27 protein-coding genes, 4 tRNA genes and 1 other RNA gene are annotated in these 24,849 nt (G+C 64.5%); 20 read left to right on the top strand and 12 right to left on the bottom strand.

The window, feature by feature from the left end; all coding sequences use genetic code 11:
* Window positions 1-243 precede the first annotated feature (243 nt).
* From L2Y97_RS14800 to fabV, 5 genes are all read left to right on the top strand, one after another.
* Entirely contained in the window at window positions 244-516 is a 273-nt protein-coding gene (locus tag L2Y97_RS14800) for an HU family DNA-binding protein (RefSeq protein ID WP_036112061.1), read from the top strand.
* Between the two features lie 17 nt (window positions 517-533).
* Window positions 534-608: transfer RNA gene (locus L2Y97_RS14795), tRNA-Val, on the top strand.
* A 9-nt stretch (window positions 609-617) separates the two neighbouring features.
* A tRNA-Asp gene (locus tag L2Y97_RS14790) sits at window positions 618-694 on the top strand.
* Window positions 695-780: 86 nt separating this feature from the next.
* A complete protein-coding gene (locus tag L2Y97_RS14785) occupies window positions 781-2,691 on the top strand; it encodes a SurA N-terminal domain-containing protein (protein ID WP_247427983.1) in 1,911 nt (636 codons plus the stop codon).
* A gap of 130 nt (window positions 2,692-2,821) precedes the next feature.
* Entirely contained in the window at window positions 2,822-4,045 is a 1,224-nt protein-coding gene (gene fabV / locus L2Y97_RS14780) for an enoyl-ACP reductase FabV (protein WP_247427981.1), read from the top strand.
* Window positions 4,046-4,132: 87 nt separating this feature from the next.
* Here fabV and L2Y97_RS14775 read toward each other — a convergent pair whose 3' ends face one another.
* Both L2Y97_RS14775 and gloB read right to left on the bottom strand, forming a co-directional pair.
* Window positions 4,133-5,407 (bottom strand): transglycosylase SLT domain-containing protein, encoded by a 1,275-nt coding sequence (locus L2Y97_RS14775; RefSeq protein WP_247427978.1) that lies wholly within the window; start codon window positions 5,405-5,407, stop codon window positions 4,133-4,135.
* Window positions 5,404-6,171 carry a hydroxyacylglutathione hydrolase gene (gloB, locus tag L2Y97_RS14770; RefSeq protein ID WP_247427975.1) on the bottom strand — a complete coding sequence of 256 codons (768 nt, stop codon included), beginning with the start codon at window positions 6,169-6,171 and terminating at the stop codon, window positions 5,404-5,406. The genes L2Y97_RS14775 and gloB overlap by 4 nt, the downstream gene beginning before the upstream one ends.
* Window positions 6,172-6,339: 168 nt before the next feature.
* Between gloB and L2Y97_RS14765 the strand changes: the two genes are divergently transcribed.
* The 3 genes from L2Y97_RS14765 to dnaQ are packed head-to-tail and all read left to right on the top strand — an operon-like array spanning window position 6,340 to window position 8,221.
* A complete protein-coding gene (locus tag L2Y97_RS14765) occupies window positions 6,340-7,032 on the top strand; it encodes a methyltransferase domain-containing protein (RefSeq protein WP_247427973.1) in 693 nt (230 codons plus the stop codon).
* A gap of 8 nt (window positions 7,033-7,040) precedes the next feature.
* Window positions 7,041-7,496 (top strand): ribonuclease HI, encoded by a 456-nt coding sequence (gene rnhA, locus L2Y97_RS14760; protein ID WP_247427970.1) that lies wholly within the window; start codon window positions 7,041-7,043, stop codon window positions 7,494-7,496.
* The gene (gene dnaQ / locus L2Y97_RS14755; RefSeq protein WP_247427967.1) at window positions 7,493-8,221 is read left to right on the top strand and encodes a DNA polymerase III subunit epsilon; all 729 of its coding nucleotides are present in this window, start codon (window positions 7,493-7,495) and stop codon (window positions 8,219-8,221) included. Before rnhA ends, dnaQ begins: the two co-directional genes overlap by 4 nt.
* 105 nt (window positions 8,222-8,326) lie before the next feature.
* Here the strand turns inward: dnaQ and L2Y97_RS14750 are convergent, their stop codons facing one another.
* Window positions 8,327-9,034 carry a PP2C family protein-serine/threonine phosphatase gene (locus tag L2Y97_RS14750; RefSeq protein ID WP_247427964.1) on the bottom strand — a complete coding sequence of 236 codons (708 nt, stop codon included), beginning with the start codon at window positions 9,032-9,034 and terminating at the stop codon, window positions 8,327-8,329.
* 145 nt (window positions 9,035-9,179) lie between these two features.
* Between L2Y97_RS14750 and L2Y97_RS14745 the strand changes: the two genes are divergently transcribed.
* Window positions 9,180-9,269: transfer RNA gene (locus tag L2Y97_RS14745), tRNA-Ser, on the top strand.
* 97 nt (window positions 9,270-9,366) lie between these two features.
* Here the strand turns inward: L2Y97_RS14745 and L2Y97_RS14740 are convergent.
* The 3 genes from L2Y97_RS14740 to L2Y97_RS14730 form a co-directional block, all read right to left on the bottom strand.
* The gene (locus L2Y97_RS14740; RefSeq protein ID WP_247427961.1) at window positions 9,367-9,864 is read right to left on the bottom strand and encodes a hypothetical protein; all 498 of its coding nucleotides are present in this window, start codon (window positions 9,862-9,864) and stop codon (window positions 9,367-9,369) included.
* 105 nt (window positions 9,865-9,969) lie between these two features.
* Window positions 9,970-10,650, bottom strand: coding sequence for an MgtC/SapB family protein (locus L2Y97_RS14735; protein WP_247427958.1), 681 nt, complete (start codon window positions 10,648-10,650; stop codon window positions 9,970-9,972).
* Between the two features lie 43 nt (window positions 10,651-10,693).
* Window positions 10,694-10,936, bottom strand: coding sequence for a hypothetical protein (locus L2Y97_RS14730; RefSeq protein ID WP_247427956.1), 243 nt, complete (start codon window positions 10,934-10,936; stop codon window positions 10,694-10,696).
* Window positions 10,937-11,069: 133 nt separating this feature from the next.
* Between L2Y97_RS14730 and L2Y97_RS14725 the strand changes: the two genes are divergently transcribed.
* Entirely contained in the window at window positions 11,070-11,780 is a 711-nt protein-coding gene (locus L2Y97_RS14725; RefSeq protein WP_247427953.1) for a class I SAM-dependent methyltransferase, read from the top strand.
* Between the two features lies 1 nt (window position 11,781).
* Here L2Y97_RS14725 and L2Y97_RS14720 read toward each other — a convergent pair whose 3' ends face one another.
* Window positions 11,782-12,189, bottom strand: coding sequence for a hypothetical protein (locus tag L2Y97_RS14720; RefSeq protein ID WP_247427950.1), 408 nt, complete (start codon window positions 12,187-12,189; stop codon window positions 11,782-11,784).
* Between the two features lie 150 nt (window positions 12,190-12,339).
* On the opposite strand from L2Y97_RS14720, the gene L2Y97_RS14715 reads away from it, so the two are divergent.
* On the top strand, window positions 12,340-13,623 hold the full coding sequence (locus L2Y97_RS14715) for an Nramp family divalent metal transporter (RefSeq protein WP_247427947.1): 1,284 nt from the start codon (window positions 12,340-12,342) through the stop codon (window positions 13,621-13,623).
* Between the two features lie 85 nt (window positions 13,624-13,708).
* Window positions 13,709-14,116: a DUF6165 family protein gene (locus tag L2Y97_RS14710; protein ID WP_247427945.1), complete on the top strand. Its 408-nt coding sequence runs from the start codon at window positions 13,709-13,711 to the stop codon at window positions 14,114-14,116.
* Here L2Y97_RS14710 and L2Y97_RS14705 read toward each other — a convergent pair whose 3' ends face one another.
* Entirely contained in the window at window positions 14,117-15,115 is a 999-nt protein-coding gene (locus tag L2Y97_RS14705; RefSeq protein ID WP_247427942.1) for a glycosyltransferase family 9 protein, read from the bottom strand. It lies immediately after the preceding gene.
* Between the two features lie 123 nt (window positions 15,116-15,238).
* Here L2Y97_RS14705 and L2Y97_RS14700 point away from each other — a divergent pair, with 123 nt between their 5' ends.
* From L2Y97_RS14700 to L2Y97_RS14665, 8 genes are all read left to right on the top strand, one after another.
* Window positions 15,239-15,964, top strand: coding sequence for a 3-deoxy-D-manno-octulosonic acid kinase (locus L2Y97_RS14700; protein WP_247427941.1), 726 nt, complete (start codon window positions 15,239-15,241; stop codon window positions 15,962-15,964).
* Window positions 15,961-16,719, top strand: coding sequence for an MBL fold metallo-hydrolase (locus L2Y97_RS14695; RefSeq protein WP_247427938.1), 759 nt, complete (start codon window positions 15,961-15,963; stop codon window positions 16,717-16,719). Before L2Y97_RS14700 ends, L2Y97_RS14695 begins: the two co-directional genes overlap by 4 nt.
* A 112-nt stretch (window positions 16,720-16,831) precedes the next feature.
* Window positions 16,832-16,922: transfer RNA gene (locus tag L2Y97_RS14690), tRNA-Ser, on the top strand.
* Between the two features lie 209 nt (window positions 16,923-17,131).
* Window positions 17,132-17,228: signal recognition particle sRNA small type (ffs, locus tag L2Y97_RS14685), an RNA gene on the top strand.
* Window positions 17,229-17,305: 77 nt separating this feature from the next.
* On the top strand, window positions 17,306-18,955 hold the full coding sequence (gene dnaX, locus L2Y97_RS14680; protein ID WP_247427935.1) for a DNA polymerase III subunit gamma/tau: 1,650 nt from the start codon (window positions 17,306-17,308) through the stop codon (window positions 18,953-18,955).
* Window positions 18,952-19,275, top strand: coding sequence for a YbaB/EbfC family nucleoid-associated protein (locus L2Y97_RS14675; RefSeq protein WP_247427932.1), 324 nt, complete (start codon window positions 18,952-18,954; stop codon window positions 19,273-19,275). Before dnaX ends, L2Y97_RS14675 begins: the two co-directional genes overlap by 4 nt.
* Window positions 19,276-19,292: 17 nt before the next feature.
* Complete coding sequence (gene recR, locus L2Y97_RS14670; protein ID WP_247427929.1) at window positions 19,293-19,895, top strand: recombination mediator RecR; 603 nt, start codon at window positions 19,293-19,295, stop codon at window positions 19,893-19,895.
* 19 nt (window positions 19,896-19,914) lie between these two features.
* Complete coding sequence (locus tag L2Y97_RS14665; protein WP_247427926.1) at window positions 19,915-20,259, top strand: histidine triad nucleotide-binding protein; 345 nt, start codon at window positions 19,915-19,917, stop codon at window positions 20,257-20,259.
* Window positions 20,260-20,308: 49 nt separating this feature from the next.
* Here L2Y97_RS14665 and L2Y97_RS14660 read toward each other — a convergent pair whose 3' ends face one another.
* The 4 genes from L2Y97_RS14660 to L2Y97_RS14645 are packed head-to-tail and all read right to left on the bottom strand — an operon-like array spanning window position 20,309 to window position 24,845.
* Window positions 20,309-20,914, bottom strand: a complete 606-nt coding sequence (locus tag L2Y97_RS14660) for a Slp family lipoprotein (protein WP_247427924.1) — start codon at window positions 20,912-20,914, stop codon at window positions 20,309-20,311.
* A gap of 42 nt (window positions 20,915-20,956) precedes the next feature.
* A complete protein-coding gene (locus L2Y97_RS14655; RefSeq protein WP_247427921.1) occupies window positions 20,957-22,951 on the bottom strand; it encodes a transglutaminase TgpA family protein in 1,995 nt (664 codons plus the stop codon).
* Complete coding sequence (locus L2Y97_RS14650) at window positions 22,948-23,904, bottom strand: DUF58 domain-containing protein (RefSeq protein WP_247427914.1); 957 nt, start codon at window positions 23,902-23,904, stop codon at window positions 22,948-22,950. The genes L2Y97_RS14655 and L2Y97_RS14650 overlap by 4 nt, the downstream gene beginning before the upstream one ends.
* Window positions 23,904-24,845, bottom strand: a complete 942-nt coding sequence (locus L2Y97_RS14645; RefSeq protein ID WP_247427911.1) for an AAA family ATPase — start codon at window positions 24,843-24,845, stop codon at window positions 23,904-23,906. Before L2Y97_RS14645 ends, L2Y97_RS14650 begins: the two co-directional genes overlap by 1 nt.
* Window positions 24,846-24,849 lie beyond the last annotated feature (4 nt).

Below are 24,849 nucleotides of genomic sequence, written 5' to 3'. Positions count from 1 at the left end.
AATCGTTTTCTGGTCCCGGCGCAAGCCTCCGCGAATGATGCATATGCGCTGAAAACGTTGGTATTGCTCGTGTTGCGGCGGGGGGAGGGCGCTGGTATAAAGGCCACACCGCCATCGCCCGCGCCGCAAGGGCGCCATGCATCGCGGGGTCGCCGATCATGCCTATGGCAGGTCCGTTGACCTGACGTATTTTCGTCCGGGATCGCCGTCCGGCGTTCCGAATTACCTTTAGGGAGTCACGTAATGAACAAAACCGATCTCATCGCCGCCATCGCTGAGAAGGCCGAGCTGTCGAAGGCTGACGCGGGCAAGGCGCTCGAGGGTCTTATCGAGGCGGTGAAGGACACGCTGAAGAAGGGCGAAGACGTTGCCCTGGTCGGCTTCGGCACGTTCAAGCTGCGTAGCCGCGCTGCGCGTACCGGCCGCAATCCGCGCACCAACGAAGAGATCAAGATCCCGGCGTCGAAGGTTCCGGCCTTCACCGCTGGCAAGGCGCTCAAGGATCACGTAAACTAATTGGTCTTACCGTTAGCGGGTGCTTAGCTCAGCGGTAGAGCGTCGCCTTTACACGGCGCTGGTCGGGGGTTCGATCCCCTCAGCACCCACCAAACGGAAGTGGAGTGGTAGTTCAGTCGGTTAGAATGCTGGCCTGTCACGCCGGAGGTCGCGGGTTCGAGTCCCGTCCACTCCGCCATTCGTCCTGTGAAGGCGCCCGCGTGGCGCCTTTGCTTTATCTACCGCCGGCAATGGTTTGCCGGTGCCACCTGTGCGAGTTGCATCATGCTGCAAGCCCTGCGTAACAAGATCCACGGTTGGCCCGCTGCCATTGTCCTGGGCATCTGCGTTTTTGCGGTCGCCTTCTTCGGCATCGAGTCGTACTTCGTCTCGCATACCGATACGTTCGTGGCCAAGGTCGATGACCACGAGATTTCGCAGCAGGATTGGCAGGCCCGTCTGACGGAACTGCGGCAGCAGATCGCAGCCACGCCCAATGCGCCCTACACGGTGGCCGATCTCGAGAAGCCCGAGCTCAAGCAGCAGATCCTGGAAGGCATGATCAACCAGGTCCTTCTGCAGAAGGCGAACACCGACCTGGGCCTTACCGTCTCCAACGAAGCCGTGCGCGACACCATTGGTGCCGATCCTGGCTTCCAGGTCGATGGCCGCTTCGATGGCAGCGCGTACCGTGCGGTGCTTGCGTCGCAGGGCATGACCCCGGCCATGTACGAAGCCAAGATCCGCTCGGGTCTTGCCACGCAGATGGTGCCGGAAGCCATTTCAGCCACGACGCTGGTGAGCGATGCCGACGTCGATAACTTTTTCCGTTTGCACGAACAGCAGCGTGACTTGCGTTTCGTTGTGCTGCCTCGCCCGTCGCTTGCCGATGCCAACGTGGCCGATAGCGACATCGAGACCTACTACAAGGCACACCCCGCTGATTTCACGACGCCGGAGCAGGTGTCGGTGCAATACCTGGAAGTAAAGCAGGCCGATCTGAAAGTGGGCGAGCCCACCGACGAGCAGCTGCACGAGTACTACGACAAGTTCAAGCAGCGCTATGCGCAGCCCGAGCAGCGGATGGCCTCGCACATCCTGGTGAACGTGCCGAAGAACGCCACGCCTGACCAGCAAAAGGCCGCGCTCGAGAAAGCAAAGAAGCTTGCCGCCGAAGCGACGCCGGAGAACTTTGCGAAGCTTGCCGCCGAGAACTCGGATGACCTGGGCTCCAAGCGCGGTGGCGGCGATCTCGGCTGGCTGGAAAAGGGCGTGACCAACCCGGCGTTCGACGCCGCGCTGTTCGCCATGAAAAAGGGCGAAGTCAGCAAGGAGCCGGTCCTTTCCCCGGACGAGGGCTACCACATCATCTGGCTGCGTGATGCCCGTGAGGGTGATGCCAAGCCCTTCGCCGAGGTGCGTGGCCAGCTGGCCAGCGATTGGGCGAAGGCCGAGGGTGAGCGGCTGTACAACGAAAAGGCTGGCCAGCTGGCTGACCTTGCCGAGCGCAACCCGGGTTCGCTTGAGCCAGCAGCGAAGGAACTGGGCCTCGACATCAAGACGAGCCCGCTCTTCGGCCACAACGGTGGCGAAGGTATCCCGCAGGATCCGAAGTTCATCCAGGCAGCATTCGCCGATGACGTGCTCAACCAGGGCAACAACTCGTCGCTGGTGCAGGTCGGCAAGGGCGATGCCATCGTCATGCACCTCGCCAAGCACAACGCTGCGGCGCCCAAGGATCTCGCCACTGTGAAGGACGTGATCCGCCAGCGGATCCTCGACGAGCGCGTCGATGCCCTGGCGAAGAAGCAGGCCGATGAACTGGTGGCGCAGGTCGCCAAGGGTGGGGATGTCGCTACGCTCGCCAAGACGCCGGTCCAGTCCGCTGCGGGCCTCACCCGCAACAAGCTCGGCGACGTGAAGGATGTTCCTCCGGGCATCTTGCGCGAGGTGTTCTCGCTGGCACGTCCCGCCGACGGTAAGGCCGTCTGGTCGGCAGTACGCGTCGACAATGGCAGCTACGCCGTGGTTACCGTGGACAAGGTCACCGATGGCGACCCGTCGAAGGTCGAGAAGGCCACCCGCGATGCCCTCCGCGGGCAGATGATGGATGCCATGGCACGCGCCGTTACCATGGAGTACATCGAGTCCCTGCGCGCACGGGCCAAGATTACGGTCGCCAGCGATCGCATGTAACGGGAGCCGCCGCTGCGCCCTGGAAAAGACCCCGCCCTTGCGGGGTCTTTTTTTGCCTCGCAACATGCGGGAGCGCATGGACCGCATCCCGAATTAGAATGGCGGTCTTATCGCGTCAAAGGGACAACCCGTGATTATTCAACCCAAGGTTCGTGGCTTCATCTGCACCACCGCCCACCCGGTCGGCTGTGCGAAGAACGTCGAAGAGCAGATCGCCATCACCAGGGCCAGTGGCACGTTCGCCGATGGCCCGAAGAGCGTGCTGGTGATCGGCTCATCCACCGGCTACGGCCTGGCCTCGCGGATCACCGCGGCCTTTGGCCAGGGCGCCGCCACCCTGGGTGTGTTCTTCGAGAAGCCGTCGAGCGAGACCAAGACAGGCACCGCCGGCTGGTATAACGCCGCCGCATTCGACAGGCTTGCCGGTGAGGCGGGGCTGTTCGCGAAGTCCATCAATGGCGATGCCTTCGCCAACGAGACGCGTGCAAAAGCCATCGAGATCATCAGGAACGAGATGGGTGGCAAGGTCGACCTGGTCGTCTATTCGCTTGCCTCGCCGGTGCGCAAGCTGCCGGAAGGCACCGCGATGGGCGAGCCGGGTACCGTCGTGCGCTCGGCGCTGAAGACGGTGGGCGAGGTCTTCAAGGCGTCGTCGGTCGATACCAACAAAAATGAGGTCGTCGAGGCCACGGTCGAGCCAGCGACCGAGCAGGAAAAGAAAGACACCGTTACCGTCATGGGTGGCGAGGATTGGGCGCTATGGATCGATGCGCTGGCGGAAGCCGGCGTGCTTGCGGATAACGCCACGACCGTGGCCTATAGCTATATCGGCACGGAGACCACGTGGCCGATGTACCGCCGCGGTACCCTGGGCCTGGCGAAGGAGCACCTCGAGCGCACCGCGCACGAACTCGGCGCGCGTCATGCGGCTCGCCACCTCCGTTCCTACGTGGGCGTGCTGAAATCCGTGGTGACCCAGGCGAGCTCAGCCATTCCGGTGATTCCGCTCTATGTCTCGATGGTCTTCAAGATCATGAAGGCCAAGGGCCTTCACGAAGGTTGCATCGAGCAGATCAACCGCCTGTTCCACGATCGTCTTTACCGCACCGACGGCAAACCGGCGGAGACCGACCCGGAAGGCCGCGTGCGCCTGGACGATTGGGAGCTTCGCGACGACGTACAGGCCGAATGCAAGGCGCTCTGGCCGAAGGTGGATACGGCGAACCTGTGGGATGTGACCGACTACGCCGGCTACAAGCACGAGTTCATCAAGCTGTTCGGCTTTGAAGTGGATGGCGTGAATTACGACGCTGATGTCAGCGCCGATGTCCAGTGGAACGTCGTCCAGCTGTAACGCTTGACCGTAGGGGCGCGCTTGTGCGCGATGGGGCTCATTGCAAACACCCATCGCGCCAAGCGCGCTCCTGCATAAGATCTTTGATTAGCGGGAAGCGGTGAGCTTCAACACCTGGCCGGGCTTTACCGCCGCCGTATCCAGGTCATTCCACTTCATGAGTTGCTCGACGCTCACCTGGTGGCGGCGTGCGATGGTCCACAGCGATTCGCCGTTGTTGACCTTGTAGACGATGAGTTTGGCGTCGTCCTTCTTCGCAGCCGCGGGTGCCGCTTTCGCCACGGCCTTGCTCGTCTTCGAGCCCTTCGCCGTCCTTGATGACTTGGCGCCCTTGCCAGTCGTTTTCGCTGGCGTCGCATCGCCATCGTCATCATTGGCTGACGGCACGTCGGCCACCGGATCCACAGGGCCAAGGTTGTATTGGTCAGCAGCGGTTTTCGGTAGCAGCAGGGTCGATGTCACCGTGCCCTTGGTCGTGCGGAATGCCGGGTTGAAGTCACGCAGGTCATTCATCGACAGGCCAGACTGCTTCGCCGCCTGGGCGAGCGATTGCGGGCTATCGACCTTTACTACCTGCAGCGCGTCATCGCGGTCCTGCCTGGGCAGCTGCACGTTGAACCGGCCGGGGTCGCGCACGATGCATGCGATGGCCATCAGCTTCACGAGATGTTCCTTCGTGTTCGCCTTCATCGGCACATCCGGCAGGCCGTCGTCATCGGACGGGCCGCCATGCTTGTCGAGGGTTTTCTTGAGGCCGAACTCACCCGCGTTGTATGCCACATCCACCAGACGCCAGTCGCCCAGGTCGTCGTAGTAGCGACGCATCATCGACATCACGGATTCGGTGGACTTGGTGATGTCCAGGCGCTCGTCGTAGTTTTTGTCGACGCGCAGGCCGAGCGTGTGCGCCGTTTGCGGCATGATCTGCCACATGCCGGCGGGGCGGTTCTTTGCGCCAGGTACATGACGGTACTGGCTCTCGACCCATGGAAGCAGGGCGAACTCGCCAGCCACGCTATGTTTCATGGCCGATTTGTGCGCGTACACGATAAGCGGCAGAACTTCGTTCACCTGCTGCTCGAACCGGTTGGGCATCTTCGTATACGTGCGCGCCCACGCCATGACCTGCGGATCGGCTTCGCAGCCAGGCATGGCAAAGCTGTCACGCATCTCCCCCCAGAAATCCGCTGGCGGGGCAGGGCGCACCAGCTTCGGCGACATGTTCACATCCTGCACCGTGTCCACGGACGTTGGCGCCGGCGGTGGCGTCACCGGTGCGACCATGCGTGGCGTGGTGCCTGCGCAGGCGGTGAGTGCCAGCGGAATGAGGGTCGGCAGAAGCCGGCGTACCAATACGTTCATGCGGTAAAGGTGTCCTTGGCCTGGCGGAGCGCGGCGAAGCGTTCCGCCCGCGTGGCGTGTTCCTTGCCATGGGCCTCGGCCCAGCGGGCAATAGCCTCGCTGTCCACGCGCAGGAAGGGGTTGGTGGCGAGCTCTTCAGCGAGGCGGCTGGGCACGCTGGGGTGCCCTTCCTCGCGCAGGCGCGCCACCTCGTCACGACGGCGGCGCAGGGGTCCGTTATCCGGATCCACGCTGAGCGCGAAACGGATATTGGACGCGGTGTACTCATGCGCGCAGAAAACCAGGGTTTCCGGCGGCAAGTGGGCAAACTTGTCGAGCGATGCGAGCATCTGCTCCGGCGTGCCTTCAAACAGGCGCCCGCAGCCGACGCTGAAAAGGGTGTCGCCGCAGAACAGGAAGCTCTCGCCTGCATAGGCGATGTGCGACGTCGTGTGCCCCGGCACTTCCAGTACCTGAAACGTGGCGCGGGGTGAATCGAGCACGACGGTGTCGCCTTCGCCCACGATCTGCGTCTTATAGGGAATGCGCGTATCGAGCGGTGCGATCACCTCGACGTCGTGATCGCGAACAAGATCGAACACGCCGCCGATATGGTCGTTGTGATGGTGCGTAAGCAGGATGGCACGCAGCACCCAGCCGCGCGCTTTCAGCGCGGCTTCGACAGGGGCGGCTTCACCGGGATCCACGACGAAAGCGTTGCCCTCGTCATCGGCGACCAGCCAGATGTAGTTGTCGCTCAAAGCCGCGACGGGAACCCAATGCATCGGGCGGACTCCGTGACGTCGATAGGGCGCGAACACCCAGGGGTTGGCCGCCGTCCGGCCAGGCTGGTCGGGTGGGGGCGGCCGGACTATATCAGCCGGGTATTTCCCACTCGTTAGCCGGTTGTTAACTCGTGCGGCGGTCGTTCAACCTCACTACACTGATCACACATGGCCGGCCCAGTCTCCGACATCTATGCGACGCCTCATCTCCGCAAGCTGCTTGCGGACGAGAACCGCGTGCTGGCACCGTTGCTCAATCGCTGCACCGGTGACCACGGGCTGCACCTGACCGCGGCAATCGGCGCAGAGCCACCTGCAATCCCGCTGTTGGGCCACTGGGCCACGGTGCGGGTCAGCGGGCCCCATCTGGGCGGCGATATCGTAGCGAGTGGCCTGGAGCCCCTGCCGTTCACCGACGAAGCCTTCGGCGTGGTGTTGCTCCGCCACGCACTCGAAACCACGGTGCGCCAGGACAACCTCCTGGATGAGGCCATACGTGTACTCGAGCCGGGCGGCATGATCGCCATCACCGGCATCCATCCGCTTGGCCTCTGGTCGCCCTGGGTGGCCCGGCAGAGCGGTAGCGTACGGCCACGGCTCACCTGGCCGTGGTGGTGGAGCCAGCGTCTGGTCCGCGACGACTTCGAGCTTTCCATGCCGCGCCGCCTGGGCAGCGCCTGGCCGCGTGCTGGTGGTGCGTCCATGGGCGAATCGCTTATCGGCGGTGGCTACCTGCTGGTGGCGCGCAAAAAGCGTCCCGCCGCTGTACCCTTGCGGCCCCGCGCGGCCGTGGTGCCCGCCCCGGTGCCCGGCACGTTCGCCTCCGGCGCACGTCGCCACGCCCGTGATCACATCAGTTGAAGAGTTCCATGACCGATCTTGTTGAAGCCTTTACCGACGGCGCCTGCCTGGGCAACCCTGGCCCGGGTGGCTGGGCCGCACTGCTGCGTGCCAAGGGCATTGAGAAAATGCTCTCCGGCGGCGAGCCCGACACGACGAACAACCGCATGGAGCTTATGGGTGCCATCTCCGCGCTCGAGGCGCTCACGCGCCCGTGCAAGGTGCACCTCATGACCGATTCAAAGTACGTCATGCAAGGCCTGCAGGAGTGGGTGCCCAAGTGGCGCCGCAACGGCTGGATGACCGCCGACAAGAAACCGGTGAAGAACCAGGACCTGTGGGTGCGGCTGGATGCGGCGACCCAGCCGCATACCGTCACCTGGGAATGGGTGAAGGGGCATGCCGGCCATGAAGAAAACGAGCGCGTCGATGTGGCTGCGCGTGACCAGGCCATCATCTACAAGGAAAAGGGGAAGGTGGCATGAGGCAGATCGTCCTCGATACCGAAACCACCGGCCTTGAGGCCCACCTGGGCCACCGCCTGATTGAAATCGGTGCGGTGGAACTGGTTGGCCGCCGCCCCAGTGGCAACCACTTCCATACCTACCTCAACCCCGAGCGCGCCATCGATGAAGGCGCGCGCGAAGTCACGGGTATCCAGGACGAGTTCCTGCTCGATAAGCCGTTCTTTCGCGAGAAGGTCGACGAGTTCCTGGCGTACATAAAGGGCGCCGAACTCATCATCCATAACGCGGCGTTCGACGTGGGCTTCATCAATGCCGAGCTCGCGCGGCTGGGCCCGGAATACGGCAAGGTCACCGACTACGCGACGGTGCTCGATACGCTGGTAATGGCGCGCACGATGTATCCGGGGCAGCGCAACAGCCTCGATGCACTCTGCAAGCGCCTGGGTGTCGATAACACCCATCGTGATCTCCATGGCGGCCTGCTCGATGCGCAGCTGCTGGCGGATGTCTATATCGCCATGACATCCGGCCAGGTCGGCCTCGATTTCGTGTTCGATGCCGGTGCCGATAACTCCGCTGCCAACGTGCTCGGCGATATCGTGATCAACCGCCGGCCGGTCGTGTTGCGTGCGACGGATGATGAGCTATCGCAGCACGCGAAGCGCCTGGATGCATTGGATAAATCGGCAGGCGGGCAGAGCATCTGGCGGAAGCTTGAGGCGGAAACCACGACGATCCATTAAACCTGTCGGGTGTTGCTTACCGCGGATCGCGCGCGCCTAAAACATCCTTCGATGACCAACGTCGCCAGGAAGGCGCGCTTGTGTAGGAGCGCGCTTGCGCGCGATTCAACCCGCCGCACGCACCAGGATAGCGGTCACATTATCCCGCCCCGTCCCACCCAGCGCCGCCAACACCAGGTGATCCACGCACTCCTGCGCTGCGAGATCGGTACGGGCTACGATCCCGGCAATCTTCTCGTCGGTCACCTCGTCGGTGAGCCCATCCGTACAAAGCAGTAGCCGGGCACCGGGTGCCAGCTCTCCCCGGGCGAGACCGATATGCAATTGATCAGGCGCGGTAATGCCGAGCGCCTGGGTCAGCACGCTCCGCTGCGGATGATTTCGGGCCTGCATCTCGGTGAGTTCGCCGGCTTCGACCAGCGCTTCGACAATGGAGTGGTCATGCGAAAGCCGTTCGAGGCTGGCGTCAGCGAACCGGTAGATCCGGCTATCACCCACCCATGCGGCTTCGTAGGAGCGCCCAGACACGCGGATCGCAGCGATGGTGGTCCCCATCGGCCGTGATTCCTTCAGCCCGCCCGAGCGAGCAAGCAGCGCCTCGTTCACCCGCTGGATCGCATCGACCAGCGACTGGCCGGCCGTGACCTGAGCCACCACGCCATCGCGGGCCATGGCCGAGGCGACCTCGCCATGCTTGTGGCCGCCCATGCCATCCACGACCAGGAAGAGGCCCAGGCCGGCATCGGCGTAGTAGGTATCCTCATTGCGCAGACGGCGAAGCCCCGTGTGCGTGCCGTGTCCGAATTCGATCATGTGGGCTCTTGGGCTGCTGGGGGAGGGCGGGAAACCGCCTGATATGCCCGGCGAGCATGCCCCATCAAAAGCCTGTTGTCACGGCGCCAAGGACCCATTATCATTGCCGACTCGGCAGGCCGCACAGCCTGTCGTCGACCCTTCCGGAGAGGTGGCAGAGTGGTCGAATGTACCTGACTCGAAATCAGGCGTACGTGCAAGCGTACCGTGGGTTCGAATCCCACCCTCTCCGCCAAATACAGTGATCTACAAAGCCCCGCAGCGATGCGGGGCTTTGTTTTTCAGGCTTCCGTTCAAAGCGCTTCAAATCCTTGCCTGCTGCGCGCGCAACATCAGGCTGGCAGTTTTGCCAGTATCGGCCCGAGGTACTGCTGAACGGCCCAGCCGCATGCGCTGAGGATAGTGATGAGAACGACGATCACGCCGCTGAGCACCCAGGTCTTCGTTGCGACATGCATGGTGCGTTCTTCGATCACGTCAACTTTGGTGGCGAGTTCGCCCACCTTGCTGGCTATATGCCGTACATCGGCACGCGTATCCGCGACGTCGGTCTTGATATGATCGATGTCTGCTTCAAGCTTGGCGACACGGGCTGCCATGCTTCCCTTAACGCGTGGCCCGACACGGGCCGCAGGCACGCGCCCGGTCGCACACCGCTGCGCCTCCCATATGCCTTGCTGCGCAAAATTCATCCGCTTCCTTCCTGGGTTGAGCTTTCGCCAATGGCTGACTGTCTGGCATTCGTCTTCATCCATGATAATTGAGGAAGGCACGGCTGCTAGATGAGGCAATGAAGGTGCCGCCCAACAGTTCTTGTAGGCGTTCACCACGGCCGAATCCTTTGGGCAGGCGCGACGTGCGCGGTAGCGACGAGGCTGTCGGTATTTTCGCAGCTAACGTCGCGCATCGACCGCAGCAGCCGTTCCGTTGTGCGGTTACCCCTCGTAGCTTACTGCCTTGATACCTTCCACGCCGCGCATGGCATCGGCGAGTGTTGCCAGCTGCTCGCGGCGCACCGGTTTCGCGAACAAGATGGTGACCCGGTCATCGCCATCGGGCTGGCGCCGCAATACGGTCTTGGTGAACGGCAGATGCTGTTCGGCGAGAACCGTCTCGCACGCAGCAAGTGCGTTCACACCGCTGAGCGTGACCACGACACGAGGTCGGCGCGAGGCGCGTCCCGTCAGCTTGCGCTCGAGCGGCTTCAGCATGGCCAGGATGATCCAGATCAAGCCGGTGGCGATCGTGGCACCCCAGAACAGCCCCGCGCCCGCCGCGAGGCCGACCGATGCAACAGCCCATAAGCTTGCCGCCGTCGTGAGCCCCCGAACAATCTGGTCGCGCTCGACAAACAGAATGGTACCGGCGCCGAGGAACCCGATGCCGCTGATGACTTGTGCGGCGATTCGCGAAGGATCCAATACGACGTGATCGTTATTGAGCACATCGCCAAAGCCAAAGGCGGAAACGATGATGGCTAACGCCGCGCCAACACCCACGAGCATGTGCGTGCGCAGGCCAGCCGTCCATTCAAGTCGACCGCGGTTGATGCCAATAAAGCCGCTGAGCAGGGCCGCGCCCGCGAGACGCAGGAAGATATCGAGTGGACTGATCATCCCGGCAAACTAGCCCGGTCGGGGTAAACATCGCGTGGAGTGCTTAGGCCTCCAGCGGATCATCCTCATGCAGCTCATCCATCCACCCGCGCCGCCTGTGCAGCACCCATTCCACGTGCTCGGAGAACAGCACGTCGATGGGCGCGCCCTGGTCCATGGCGGCCAGTTTTCCCGGTGTGACGTTGCCCAGGTGCTCGGCCTGGTCGGCATAGCCTTCGATGCCTTCGCGTTCGAGCTGGGCAAGGATCTTGCGAAGATTCTGGTGACGGGCGTTCTGGACCGGCATCGGGGTGGGTTCCTTGGCGATACAGAAGGCATCGGCTGAGGTCGGTGGCTCTTGAGGGTGCCCGTCATTTCCACCCCGGAAAGGGACGCAAAGCACAATTTCGGCAATCGGGGTGGAGTGGAAACGAGTGGGCATGCGACGCTTCGCGATCCCCACGCCATCAAGCCCCCCACCGCCCATGTCAGCCACGACATCCAAGACCTACGACAGCCAGTCTGTTTATTCTCCCGCCACGCTCGCGATCTATGACACGCTGGTGCTCCGCCTGTCGAACCCCCTGGTCTGGCGGTGCCCCACGCGCCGGATCCTCGATCTCTATAACCAACATGTCACCGCGTCCCACCTCGATGTCGGCGTAGGGACGGGCTGGTACATGGATCACTGCCGCTTCCCGGCCTCACCGCGGCTCGCCCTGATGGATCTCAACCCGAACTCGCTGGAAGCGGCGGCGCGCCGCGTAGGGCGTTACGCGCCCACGACGCACGTAGCGGATGTGCTCAGGCCGATCGATGGCCACGGCGAAACGTATGGGTCGATAGGCGTGACTTACCTGCTGCATTGCCTGGCGGGTGACATCCGCCACAAGTCCGCGGTGTTCGATCACTTGATTCCCTTGCTTGCACCCGGCGGGACCCTCTTCGGCGCCACCATCCTGGCCCAGGGGGTACCTCGTTCGGCAGCAGCCGTGAAGCTCATGGGCTTCTACAACAAGAAGGGCATCTTTGGTAACGCGCGCGATTCGCTTGACGACCTGCGCCTGGCCCTGGCCAGCCGATTCAACGACGTTCGGGTGGATACAATCGGTTGCGTCGCACTGTTCAGCGCCAGGGGGCCGTCACCCTGACTCAGGCCGTGTGCTGGCCTGCCATCCACTCGGGAAGGGCGGCGTTCACGCCATTCAGCAAGGCATCGAGGTCATGGGCTTTCTGCGCGAGGAGGCGCGCCCGTTCGACCTCGCGGGCCTGTTCGTCGGCTTCATCGCGCCCCGCCGTATTGACGGCATCGACGATCAGCCTTGCGAATTCCGGCACCAGCTCCTCCGAGGGCACGCGAAACCAGATGCGGCCCTCGACCCAGCGGATATCCGGCGAGGTGTGCCGGGAAAACGCTTCCTCGCAGCGCGTCGCGAATAGCGATAGCCAGCGTTCGCCGGGGGCCGTGTCCAGCTCGGCCAGCACGCAAAGGCCAATGTCATCCTGATGGGCAGCGGAAAATCCTGAAACTCGGGGAATATGGCGGGTGATGGTGGTCATGGCGGCTCCTGGCACTCGCGACATATAGGCCGGATTGCGTCGATGCGCCGCGAAGCCTGCCGCGGCCATTCAGCTGGCTTTCCACACGCCATGCACGCCGTGCGGCCTCTAATGAATGTGAACGCGATGTGCGCGCACGCAGGCGGCAGGGTGAGAGACGAAGTCAGGCAGGCACGCGATGCCCAGGTGATGCAGGAGGTGCTGCACGGCCGTCGCCGTGGGCTGGCCGCGCTGGCGCCATTCGCGGGCCCGGCCATCGTCGTGTCGGTGGCGTATATCGACCCGGGAAACTTCGCGACCAACATCCAGGCGGGTGCGCGTTACGGCTATGCGTTGCTGTGGGTGGTGCTGCTGGCCAACCTGGTTGCCATGCTGTTCCAGAGCCTCTCGGCGCGCATTGGCATCGTCACCGGCTACAACCTTGCCCAGCTTTGCCGGATGCACTTGCCGCGACCCGTGGTTTGGGTCATGTGGGTGGTCAGCGAGTTGGCGGCCATGGCCACCGACCTGGCGGAATTCCTCGGTGGGGCCATCGGCCTTGCACTGCTGTTCCACATGCCCCTGTTGGCCGGCATGGTGGTTACCGGGGTCGTGACCTACGCGTTGCTGTTGCTCGAGGGGCGTGGCGCCCGCCGGCTCGAACTGACCATCGGGGCGCTCGTCGGGGTCGTTGGGCTGTGTTACCTGGTGGAGGTGTTCATCGCCCCCGTGGATTGGGCGGCCGTGGGCATGCACGTGTTCAAGCCCAATCTGCCCGATGGCATGGCTGTGGCGCTGGCAGTTGGGATCATCGGTGCGACGGTGATGCCGCATGCACTGTTCCTGCATTCCGGGCTGACCGAGCGGCGTGCCAAACCCACCAATGATATCGAGCGCCAGCGGATCATCCGCCTGTCGAACGCGGAGGTCGTGCTCGCACTCGCGGTCGCGGGCCTGATCAACCTGGCGATGGTCATCATGGCGGCCAGCGCGTTCCATGGGGGCCACTCCGACGTTGCACGGATCGAAACCGCCTACCAGACCCTGGTGCCCCTGCTGGGTGGCGCCGCGGCGACAATCTTCCTGGTCTCGCTGGTTGCCTCGGGCTTTTCCAGCTCCGTGGTCGGCACCATGGCGGGGCAGATGATCATGCAGGGCTTCGTGGATTTTCGTATCCCGCTGTGGCTGCGCCGCCTCGTGACCATGGTGCCCAGCTTTGCCGTGGTGGCCGCCGGTGTCGATGCCACGAGGGCGCTTGTGCTCAGCCAGGTCGCGCTCAGCATCGCACTGCCGTTCCCGATGGTGGCCCTGGTCTGGTTCGCCGCGCGGCAGAAGGTGATGGGGCCCTTCCGTATCGCCCCGGCGGTGACCGTGGCGGCGGTCATCGCGGCGCTCGTGGTGCTGGCGCTGAATATCGTGCTGCTGCTCGATACGTTCGGGGTCATCACGCTATAGCGCGGCGGCCGGGCGTTGGCCGCCGCTAAGCCGGCCCCGGCCCAAAGCTGCTAACCTCCCGCGCCTGACCTGACGGAGACCTTCCATGAGCCTGATCGAGACCCCGGTATCCTACGGCGAGCTGATCGACAAGATCACGATCCTGCAGATCAAGCTGCAGGAGATCAAGGATGAAGCGAAGCTCGCCAACGTGCGCAACGAGCTAGAGCTGCTTGAAACCACCTGGGCCAATCACGCCGCGTCGCAGACCGATATCAAGGACGAAACCGCGCGCCTGCTTGCCGTGAACCAGCGCCTGTGGAAGATCGAGGACGATATCCGCATCAAGGAAAAGGCGCAGGAATTCGACAACGATTTCATCCAGCTCGCCCGTTCGGTCTATTTCGAGAACGACGAGCGCGCCGCCGTGAAGCGTGAGATCAACCTGAAGCTCGGCTCTACGCTGGTGGAAGAAAAGTCCTACCAGGATTACGGCGCCAAGCCGACGTTCTGATCACCGAAGGGGAAGGCTGAGGAAGGCGGCGCAGGCCTCGAAGCGGTCGATCATCTCGGGCACTTCCACCAGATCCATCACACCTTCCTTTTCGATCTTGGTGCCCCACGGGATTTCCGACGCCGGCTTACCGAAGAACTTGCGCGAGGCGGCGTCGTATTTATCGACGCACCAGCGGCGGTCGGAGTAGGGCCCCGAACGGTGCGGGTTGCTGGCGGCATGCAGGCCCAGCACCTTGGTCCCGGCGGCATTGGCCATGTGCATCGGGCCGGAATCCGGTGTGAGGATCATGCTGGTACGGGCCAGCAACGCCATGAATCGCTTCAGGGTGTCCTTGCCGGTCAAGTCCATGGGCGGGGTCTTCACCGCGCCGAGGATCTGGTCGGCCAGCGTGCGCTCCGCGGGCGACGGGCCGCCCACCAGTGCCACGCGCATGCCGCGTGCCATCGCGTGATCGATGACGGCCGCATAGCGGTCCACCCGCCAGTTGCGTACCGTGTGGCTCGACATGGGGCTTACCAGCAGGGTGGGCGTCTCGCCGGGTAACTGTTCGGCAGCCCATGCATGGGCCTCGTCGGCCACGGGTATGTCCCAACGCACCTCGGTCTGCTTCAGTCCCAGTGGTTCGATAAAGCTGGCCATGGCATCGAGCACGTGCTCGCCCGTGCGGGCCGGGATGCGCTCGTTCACGAACAGGCCATGCAGGTCTTTCGAGCGGGCATGGTCGTAGCCGATGCGCCGATCGGCCTTGACCGCAAGGCTCAACAGGTTGGAGCGCAGGGCCACCTGCATGTGCAGCAACGCATCGAAACGCCTGCCTGCCAGGGTCTCGCGCACGGCGCGCATGCCTTCCCGGCCCTTGCCCTTGTCAAACGTAACGAACTCGACGCCCGGAAGGTCGCCAACCAGCTTCTGCTCCAGCTTGCCGACAATCCACGTCAGGCGCGTTTGCGGGACCGCCGCCTGCAACGTACGGATGATCGGCACGACGTGCGTCACGTCACCGATGGCGGAGGTTCGCAGGAGGCAGAGGCTGGAATCTCCCGGCGGGAGGGGGTGGCTTGCTAGACTGGACACGATCGGGTTACCGGATAGGTGGCCGCCAGGCAGGCGGCCCTTCAGATGACAGACCAACGAGTAACGGAGGCCGCGGGCGGAACGATTCTGTTCGACGCGGCCCGCACAGCTCAAGTCGATGCCGACTGGTTCTCGCCCGATGCCTGGGCGAGCCGCGGGGCGTTGCGCGCCCAGCCGGGTGGCCGGGGCGGCGTCGCCATCATCGATACGCCAGCGGGCGAGGCCGTGCTGCGCCACTACCGCCGTGGCGGCATGGTGGCAGCGCTGCTGGGTGATAGCTACCTTTTCACCGGTAACGCCCGTACCCGCAGCAGCCGCGAATTCCGCATGCTGGCCGAGCTGGCACGGCGTGGGCTCCCCGTGCCGCCACCGCTTGCCGCCCGCCATGTACGCCAAGGCCTGGGTTACCGGGCTGATCTGATCACGCTGCGTATCCCAGATGCGCGCACGCTCGCCGAGCGCGTGGCCGACGGCGCCTTCAATGAAGTGCTGGCAAGCCGGGTGGGTGAACTGGTGGCCCGGTTCCACCGGGAGGGGGCCTGGCACGCGGATCTGAATGCGCACAACATCCTGGTCAACGGCGATGGCCTGTACGTTATCGATTTCGATCGCGGGCGTTTGCGTCCGCCGGCGTCCGGCTGGCGCCGTTCGAACCTGGCGCGGTTAAAGCGGTCGCTCGTGAAGGTCGGCGCGCGCGAGGGCGGTGATATGTTCGATGAGGTGCTCTGGCCGGCCCTGGTCCAGGCTTACGAAAAAGGCTTCGGCGCGTGAGTTACGATCTTCGCTTCCTTGGAACAGGCGCCGCGCATGCGGTGGAACTGGGCTCGTCGGCTGTCGTGCTCGAGCGCGACGGAGCCCCCTTGCTTCTCGTCGATTGCGGCCCGGATACCCTCGACCGTTACGTGGCGATGTACGGAGCGCCGCCGTCTGCGCTTTACATCACCCACACGCACATGGACCACGTGGCCGGCATGGAGCGCCTGTTTTTCCGCCTGTGGTTCGACGAGGCGTTGCGTGGCCGCACGAAGGTGTTCCTGCACGCCGCCCTGTTGCCATGGCTGCAGGGCAGGGTGGCCGATTACCCGGGTGCCCTGGCCGAAGGCGGGGTGAATTACTGGGAAGCGTTCCACCTGGTGCCTAGCACCCGCGGTTTCTGGCACGAAGGGCTTTGGTTCGACATCTTTCCCACGCGCCACCACGTGCAGGGGACCTCTTTCGGCCTGGCACTGCGTGGCAGCTTCGTATTCACCGGCGATACCCGGCCCGTGCCCGAGGCGCTCGCGATCCACGCGGTGTCGGGCGAGGTCGTGGCCCACGATTGCGGCGTGGTGGGTAACCCGTCGCATACCGGCGTGGACGACCTGGAGCGTGAGTATCCCGGAGAGGTGCGGGGTCGCATGGCCCTTTATCACTACGGCAGTGTCGCCGATGGCGAGACGCTGGAGGGCAGGGGATACCGCATAGCGCGGCCGGGCGAAAGCCTGGCACTCCCCGAGCCCGAACCGGCGCGGCCTACGGCCGGCTAAGGGCCACGAAACAGGGCGCCTGGCGGGCTCACCGCTTGTGCGGGGCTGCGCATGCCGTTATCCTTCCGCTTCTTTGCCGGGACGGATACCGGAAAGAAGGAAGTACCCGTGCGGAGAGGTGTCCGAGTGGTTTAAGGAGCACGCCTGGAAAGTGTGTATACGTTAATAGCGTATCGCGGGTTCGAATCCCGCCCTCTCCGCCAGTTTTAGTATCGCGACGGCCGTAATGCTGGCGCGGGGACAAACGAAGCGACACCGTGTGGGCGGGATTTGAACCCGTTCGGGTTCGACAAATTTGTCTGGAACAAATTTGGTCAGCCGTAGGCTGACCTGGAGCGAAGCGGAGGGCGAGGGCAGGAATGCCCGAGCAATCCCGCCCTCTCCGCCAGTTCTACGTCTTTTATGGTGGCCCTGTCGGTCCCCCCGCGACGATAGTCCGTAAACCCCGCCAGGTCCGGAAGGAAGCAACGGTAGCGGATGATTCGGGTGCCGGGGTGTGGCTGGCAGGGTCATCGCCTTTCTGGGCCAGCGCTTTCGCCGGCCTCGTCTCCTTGGCACAATCGACTGTCGCCCCAAGGTAGATCGCATGTCCTATCAGGTTCTCGCACGCAAGTGGCGCCCACGGAAGTTCGCGGAACTCGTGGGCCAGGAACACGTGGTTCGCGCGCTCACCAATGCGCTCGATAGCGGGCGCATGCACCATGCATACCTGTTCACGGGTACGCGCGGCGTGGGCAAGACCACCATTGCGCGTATCTTCGCCAAATCGCTGAACTGCGAACGCGGCGAATCGGCTGATCCGTGTGGCGAGTGCGCGGTGTGCACCGCGGTCGATGCGGGGCGCTTCGTCGACCTGCTCGAAATCGATGCGGCCAGCAATACAGGCGTGGACGATGTCCGTGAAGTGATCGAAAACGCGCAGTACGCCCCGTCGCGCGGTCGCTTCAAGGTCTACCTCGTCGACGAGGTGCACATGCTTTCCAAGCCGGCTTTCAACGCACTGTTGAAAACCCTCGAAGAGCCGCCTCCGCACGTCAAGTTCCTGCTTGCCACCACCGATCCGCAGAAGTTGCCGGTGACGGTGCTTTCGCGTTGCCTCAAGTTCAACCTGAAGCGTCTGCTGCCCGAGCAGATTTCCGGGCAGATGAAGCACATCCTCGGTGCCGAGGCCATTGAGTACGACGACGAGGCCATTGCCGAGCTGGCGCATGGCGCCGATGGTTCGTTGCGCGATGGCTTGTCGCTGCTGGACCAGGCTATCGCGTATGGCGGTGGTGTCCTGCGTGCGGGCGATGTCCGCGCCATGCTCGGCAGCGTCGAGCGTGGCCAGGTGCTGGGTGTCCTGGAAGCGCTGGCGGCTGGCGATGGCGCAGCGCTGATGGCCGAGGCCGACCGGATTGCCTCGTTCTCCCCGGATTTCGGCGGCGTGCTTGACGACCTGGCGACGGTCCTGCACCGCGTGCAATTGTTGCAGCTGGTGCCGGGCTACCGCTCGGAAGAGGCCGACGCCGGGCTGGCCAGCCTGGCCGAGCGGCTGGCGCCTGAAGACGTCCAGCTGTACTACCAGATTGCCACGAGCGGCCGTCGCGAGCTGCCCATGGCGCCGGATGCCCGCATTGGCTTCGAGATGGTGCTGCTGCGCATGCATGCGTTCCGCCCGGGCGAGTCCAGCCACGCTCCTGCCGCGCCGCGCCAGGCCCCCGTTTCGGCTCCGGCGCCGCAGCCGGTGCGCCAGGCACCGCCGCAAGCTGCCGCGCCGCGCCCCGCGCCGCCCGCGACTGCATCGGCACCCGCCCCGGCGCCAGCGCCAGCGGCCCCGCCGCGCCCCATCGCCACGGGGGCGAACGGCCTGCCCGACTGGCACGATATCGTCGAGCGGGCGCACCTGCGCGGCCCCATTGGCCAGCTGGCGCAGAACTGCACGTTGCGTGGCGTGGAGGGCGATGCGCTGGTGATGGCCCTGCAGCCGCAGCACATGCACCTCGCCGTCGAGCCGCTGACGAGCCAGATGGAAGAGAAGGTCTCGAACGCGCTGGGTCGGCGCGTGCGCTTCCGTTTCGTCCCTGAGGGCGGCAACCTCGGCACCCCAGCCGAGCGCCGTGCGCAGGCCGCGAGCGACGCCCAGGCCAACGCCGAGGCATCCATGGATACGGATCCCCTCGTGCAGGCCCTCAAGCGCGACTTTGGCGCGCGTGTCATTCCCCAATCGATCAAACCCGTGGAGCCCGGAACATGAAAGGTCAAATCGGTCAGCTGATGCAGCAGGCCCAGCGTATGCAGGATGAAATGAAGCGTGCGCAGGAAGAACTGGCGAAAACGGAGATTACCGGTAGCGCCGGTGGTGGCCTCGTCACCGTGACCATGAGCGGCGGCCATGAAGTGCGCAGTGTGCACATCGATCGCCAGACGTTTGCCGATGATCCGGAAATGGCGGAGGACCTCGTCGCGGCCGCCATCAACGATGCCGTGAACAAGATCGCCGAAGTCAGCCGCTCCCGGCTGGGCGGTGTCACCTCGGGCCTGAACCTGCCGCCCGGCTTCAAGATGCCGTTCTAAGGCGGCCTGTTACTTACATGAGCAACGGTTCCCGCCTGCTTGGCGAACTGGTCGACGCGCTGCGCTGCCTGCCGGGCGTGGGTGCAAAGAGTGCGCAGCGCATGGCGTTCCATCTGCTCGAGCGCGAGCGGCAGGGCGGCCTGCGCCTCGCGTCCGCGCTGGAATCGGCCATGCGCGACGTGGGCAACTGCACGCGCTGCCGCAATTTCAGCGAAACCCCGGTATGCACGTTGTGCGCCAGTACCAGCCGCGACAGCCACGTCCTTTGTATCGTGGAATCGCCCTCGGACCTTGCCGCGATCGAACAGGCTACGGGGTACCGTGGCCATTATTTCGTGTTGCTGGGGCGGCTCTCTCCGCTCGATGGCCTGGGCCCGGAAGAGCTGGGCCTGCGATTGCTGGCCGAGCGGCTGGGTGAGGGCGGTGTCGAGGAAATGATCATCGCCACGAATCCAACGGTCGAGGGCGAAGCCACCGCGCATTACATCGGCCAACTGGCCCGCGCGGCCGGCATTCGTGCCACGCGCCTGGCCCACGGCGTGCCGTTGGGCGGTGAGCTCGAATTCGTTGATCGGGGCACGCTGGCGCATGCGTTCGGAAGCCGGCAATCGCTCGGTTGATTACACCCAGGAGTTTGAAGTGACCGATACCATCTTCTCGAAGATCGTCCGCCGCGAGATCCCCGCCGACATCGTTTACGAGGATGACGACGTGCTCGCGTTCCGCGACCTGAATCCGCAGGCCCCGGTGCACGTGCTCTTCATTCCCAAGCGCGCTATTGCCACGCTCGATGATGCGATCCCGGGTGATGCCGAGTTGCTTGGCAAACTGCTGTTGGCCGCCGCGGCGTACGCACGCGCGCAAGGTTTCTCGAAGGACGGCTACCGCACGGTGATCAACACCAACACGCATGGCGGTCAGACCGTTTTCCACATCCATGTGCACCTGCTGGCGGGCCGGCAGATGCACTGGCCGCCTGGCTGACTGCAGGAATGAAAAAAAGCCGGCGTGAGTCGGCTTTTTTTGTGAACGCTTACTTTGCCGGGCGCGGCGGCGGCGGCGGGCGCACGATTACGGTGCGCGGGCGGTACCAGTACGGATCGCCCCAGGGGCCGTAGCCGTACGGGCCAAAGCCCGGGCCCCAGCCACCCCAGCCCGGACCCCAGAACGGATCGTAGAAGCCTGGCGGGTAGCGGTTGACCGGTACTCGCTTCGGCCACAGGTAAACCACGTCGGCCTCGATGCGCGGGTAGGCGTAATCAAAGTCGCCCACCTTCTGTGACACGGCGCCATGCAGCGTACCGGTCACCGTGATCTCACGGCCACGGGTGAACACCTCCGGGTCGTAGAAGCCGTCGCGGCAGGCGACGAAGCGGCCCTGGCTCTCGTTCTTGCTGCCCGACGGACGGGCTTCGTCATCCAACGGCTGCGACAGCACGAAGAAGCACGTTTGCTGCGGACCCGGTTCGGTCTTGATGATTTCACCACCCCAGCGCACCTTGGCACCCGGCGCGCCGCCCTGCTGGGCATTGACAGTGGTTACATCGTTGAACTGACCCTGCAGCGGCTGTGGCACCGTGGCGCACGCGCCCAACGCCAGGGTGGCAGCGGCGACGGCCAACGGTTTGTACATGGACATGTCACTCTCCTCGGGGCGACGGGCACGGCCGCCGCCATGGACCTATTTGACCATGCCACGCGCCCGGAATTCCCGTACCCCCTTCTGAAACTGTTTGACCAGTTCAGGTGGCGGTTCGTCGTGCGCGTAACGTGACCTTAAGTAAAGCTCGCTCAACCTTTCCAAGGCATTTCGATGCGCAGGCAGTGAGCGCGCGGCCCTTGCCATGAAATGCCTTGGGCCTTCGCCCGTTCGACGCGTTACACCGGCTTTCGCAAGCTTGCGCTGTAGCCTGTGCATCCACGTATCCAATGCATCACCTTCACGCCGCTGGAAAAGGGCCCATCCCAAGGCTGCCGCGACGAGTAGGGAACACCCTACGGCCAGGATCACCGCAAGATCGCCAACATCAACGCGCCGAATGCCAAAGGGTTGCAGCATGCCGCGTTGGCGCAATGCGTCGAAACCGTTAACGGCCTGATTCCACCATTGGTTGACCACATCCCAGTGGTCCTGCAAGGAGCGGATCCAGCGACCGCTGAAAAATGGCGTGTCCCAATCCGCGGCCGCCGCTGACGCGGCGCCCAGGCTGACACGTTCAGGCCGGACGGCACCGGTGGGGTCAAAACGCACCCAGCCGCGTCCGCTGATCCACACTTCGGCCCAGGCATGTGCATCGGCGCGGCGCACCAGCAGGTAAGACCCAAGTGCATTCCAGTACCCGCCCTGGTAGCCGGTGACAACCCGCGCCGGCACGCCGGCGGCGCGCATGAGGAAGGTGAAGCTGGAGGCGTAGTACTCGCAGAATCCCTCACGGGTTCCGAACAGGAAATCATCGATGCGGTCGGCGCCCAACGGCGCTGGCGCGAGCGTGTACCGGAAGCCGCCATCGCGGAACATGGCAAGGGCTGCTCGGGCGATGGCCTCCGCATCGTGCCCGTATTGCACCGCCCACCCTTCGGCCATGGCCCGCGCCCTTGGCCCCACGGCTGCGGGCAATTGCAGAGCGCCACGGCGAAGTGCCGGGTTTAGCCCCGTATCGAGCTGGTAATCGACCGATGCCGAGGCATCGTACGTTTTGGTCGACTGCACGCGCTGGTTCGCGAGCGCCGTGCGGTCGTATTGGAGCGTCGCATCCACCGGTGCCGCCGATGGCATGTCCAGCATAGGCAGGATGCGTTGTTGCGTCGGCTCCATGGTGACGTGGTAGCGAAAGCGTTGGCGCCCGTTCGTGGTGCCGTCCGACGGGGGGTAACCACGGAAGCCCTGGCTCCACTGGCGCCCATCGAAGTGGAGCATGGTGTACGCCCGGAAGTATCGGTCCTCACCGGTCGGTACCGGCCCGTCGAAGGAAACGCGCAAGGCAGGCGTGTCGTCTACCAATAGCTCGCTCATCTCGCCTGGTGACATGGTGTTCGACAGGCCCGTCACGGCCTTGCCCGGATTCGGGGCACCCCACAGCGGGGATTCAAGCCGGGGGATGAAAAAGAACGCAAAGGCCGCCAGGGGGATGGAGGCGGCCAGCATGATAAGCACGGGCCCCAGTTCGGCGCGCCACGCGTCGCGCGGCGGTGTGATCTCCTCGATCGCACGCAGGGTCGCCAGCGCCGGCGCAAGCCCCAACGCCACTATCACGGTAACGATCATGGACTGGTTGAAGAGCAGGGCGCTCATGAGTGCGAAGCCGCCAAAGGCGACGCCGACCCGTGCGTCGCGGCGGTGCTCGGTTTCAAGCGTTTTCAGCACCAGCAGTCCGGCGGCGAACGCGCTACCTGGCTCACGTCCGAACAACGTACCGTAGGTGGCGATGACCGCGGCAAGCAGCAGGCCGACGATGGGCAGCTTGATCCACATGGAAACGGGACGCCCGCCATGGCTGCGGTGCCACCAGCGCCAGGCAAGGGTTGCCCCAAGCGTCGCCGTGAACCACCAGGGCAAGTGGGTGGCGTGCATGGCGAGGACGAATGCCATGCTCAGGCAAAGGAGGTTGAACGGCCGCTCCGCCAACCGGGGCTCCGTGGCGACCGGGGTGCCAAGCGAAAGACGGAAGCGGGTCACGGCCTGAGCGCCAGGGCAGTCATGCAGCGGTGGTAGTGCTCGTCGCCCTGCGCGACATCAAAGTAAGCATCGGGCAAGCGCAGGCTCCAGCGCCTGCCGCTTTCGCGTGCTTCGTCAATCCAGCGCGCCAGGCGGGCGATGCGCGATTCGTCGTCCAGGCCGCGCACGCTATCCCAATCGAGGCGCCAGTCCTCTTTCGGTGCCGGTTGTTCCATGTCCTTCACCAGCAGTCCGTGATGGCGCGCGCTGAGCTTCCAGGCAATGTGCCGGCGCGGATCGCCTGGGCGGTAATCACGCAGGGACGCCAGTTCATCGCCTGCACGTGGCCTGCCCCGGTCGGCATCGCCCTGGGGTTCGAACGGCGATGGGCCCAGCGCTTCGGGCATCGGGTAGACCAGCACTGCCGCGTCGGGATGGATCCAGCTCCACGCCCGGAACAGGCCTAGCGGCCAGCGGGTATGGATGCGCATGCGAGGTAGCGGAAGCCAGCCGCGGCGTTCGGCGTGCAGTTCGAATTCGATGGTGGCATGGCCGCCAGCGGGCACCGTCACGGCGAATTCGCGATCCGCGATGTCCATTCGTACCGCGCTGCGCTCGCGCTGGCTGGCGGAAAGGTCGAGCGACACGGGGATACGCTCGCTGGCCCGTGCCGTGCCTGCGCGCAGGGTGCCAATCGCCAGTCCATTAAGAACGCGAAACGCGACGAGCATGCTCCCGGCCGTGGTGGCCCCGAGCAGGCAAGTGAGCATGAGTGCTGCATTGTTGGCGTAGTTCAGGGCGCCCACCAGCATGACGGCGAGGAGCAGCGCAAAACCAAGGCCGAAGGCCGTGGGGACGATATAGATCCGGCGACGGTGAAGAACGATGGGAAGGGCTTCACGCGGCCTCAACCGCGTCAGCGCAGGCAGCCGGCGCTCGGCCCACGCCAGCATGCGCGGCGCGGCGCCCTCCATCAGGGCACCGCGGTTTCAGCGAGGATGGCTCGCGCAATGGCTTCGCGGTGGCTGCCCCGGCCCGGCACAAGGCGGTGCGCAGCGGCCGGAATAAACACCGTTTGCACGTCTTCGGGAATGACATGGTCCCGGCCGCTGAGCATCGCCCACGCCCGCGATGCGGCGAGGATGGCCAGGCCAGCGCGCGGCGAGAGCCCGACGCGGACATCGTTGTGTTTGCGGCTGGCCGACAGCAGCGCCTGCAGATAGTCGAGCAGCGCGCCCGTGGCCTTTACGGCTTGCGAGGCGGCGCGCAGGTGCGCAATCGCTTCAGCGTCCAGGCGCGGTCGTAGTGCCGCCATCATGTCGCGCCGGTCTTCACCAATCAGCAATGCGCGCTCGGCGGCGGGATCGGGGTAATCCAGGGACAGGCGCAACATAAAACGATCGAGCTGGGAATCCGGCAGCGGAAAGGTGCCGGCCAGGTCGAGCGGGTTCTGCGTCGCAACGACGAAGAACGGTTTCGGAAGGTCGTGGGTCGTGCCATCGACCGTTGCCTGGCCTTCGGCCATGGCTTCGAGCAACGCGCTCTGGGTTTTCGGGGTGGCCCGGTTGATTTCGTCGGCCAGCAGCAGGCTGGTAAAGATGGGACCCGGGTGGAAACGAAACTCACTGGTCTCGCGCTCGTACACGCTCACCCCGATAATGTCCGAGGGAAGCAGGTCGCTGGTGAACTGGATGCGCTGGAACTCCAGGTCGAGCGTGGCGGCGAGCGCGTGGGCCAGCGTGGTCTTGCCGACGCCGGGCACATCTTCAAGGAGCAGGTGGCCGCCCGCGATGATGCAGGCGAACGCCAGCTTCACCTGTCGCGGTTTGCCGAGCAGAACGCCGTTGACCTGCGCAAGCGCGGCATCGAGCCGGTGGCGCAGCATTTCATCGTTAAGTGGAGTAATGGCAGACATGATC

Source organism: Luteibacter aegosomatissinici (genome assembly GCF_023078495.1).
Lineage (GTDB): Bacteria > Pseudomonadota > Gammaproteobacteria > Xanthomonadales > Rhodanobacteraceae > Luteibacter > Luteibacter aegosomatissinici.
Note: the sequence above shows the minus strand (reverse complement) of the source record. Positions and strands in the feature narration are given on the sequence as shown.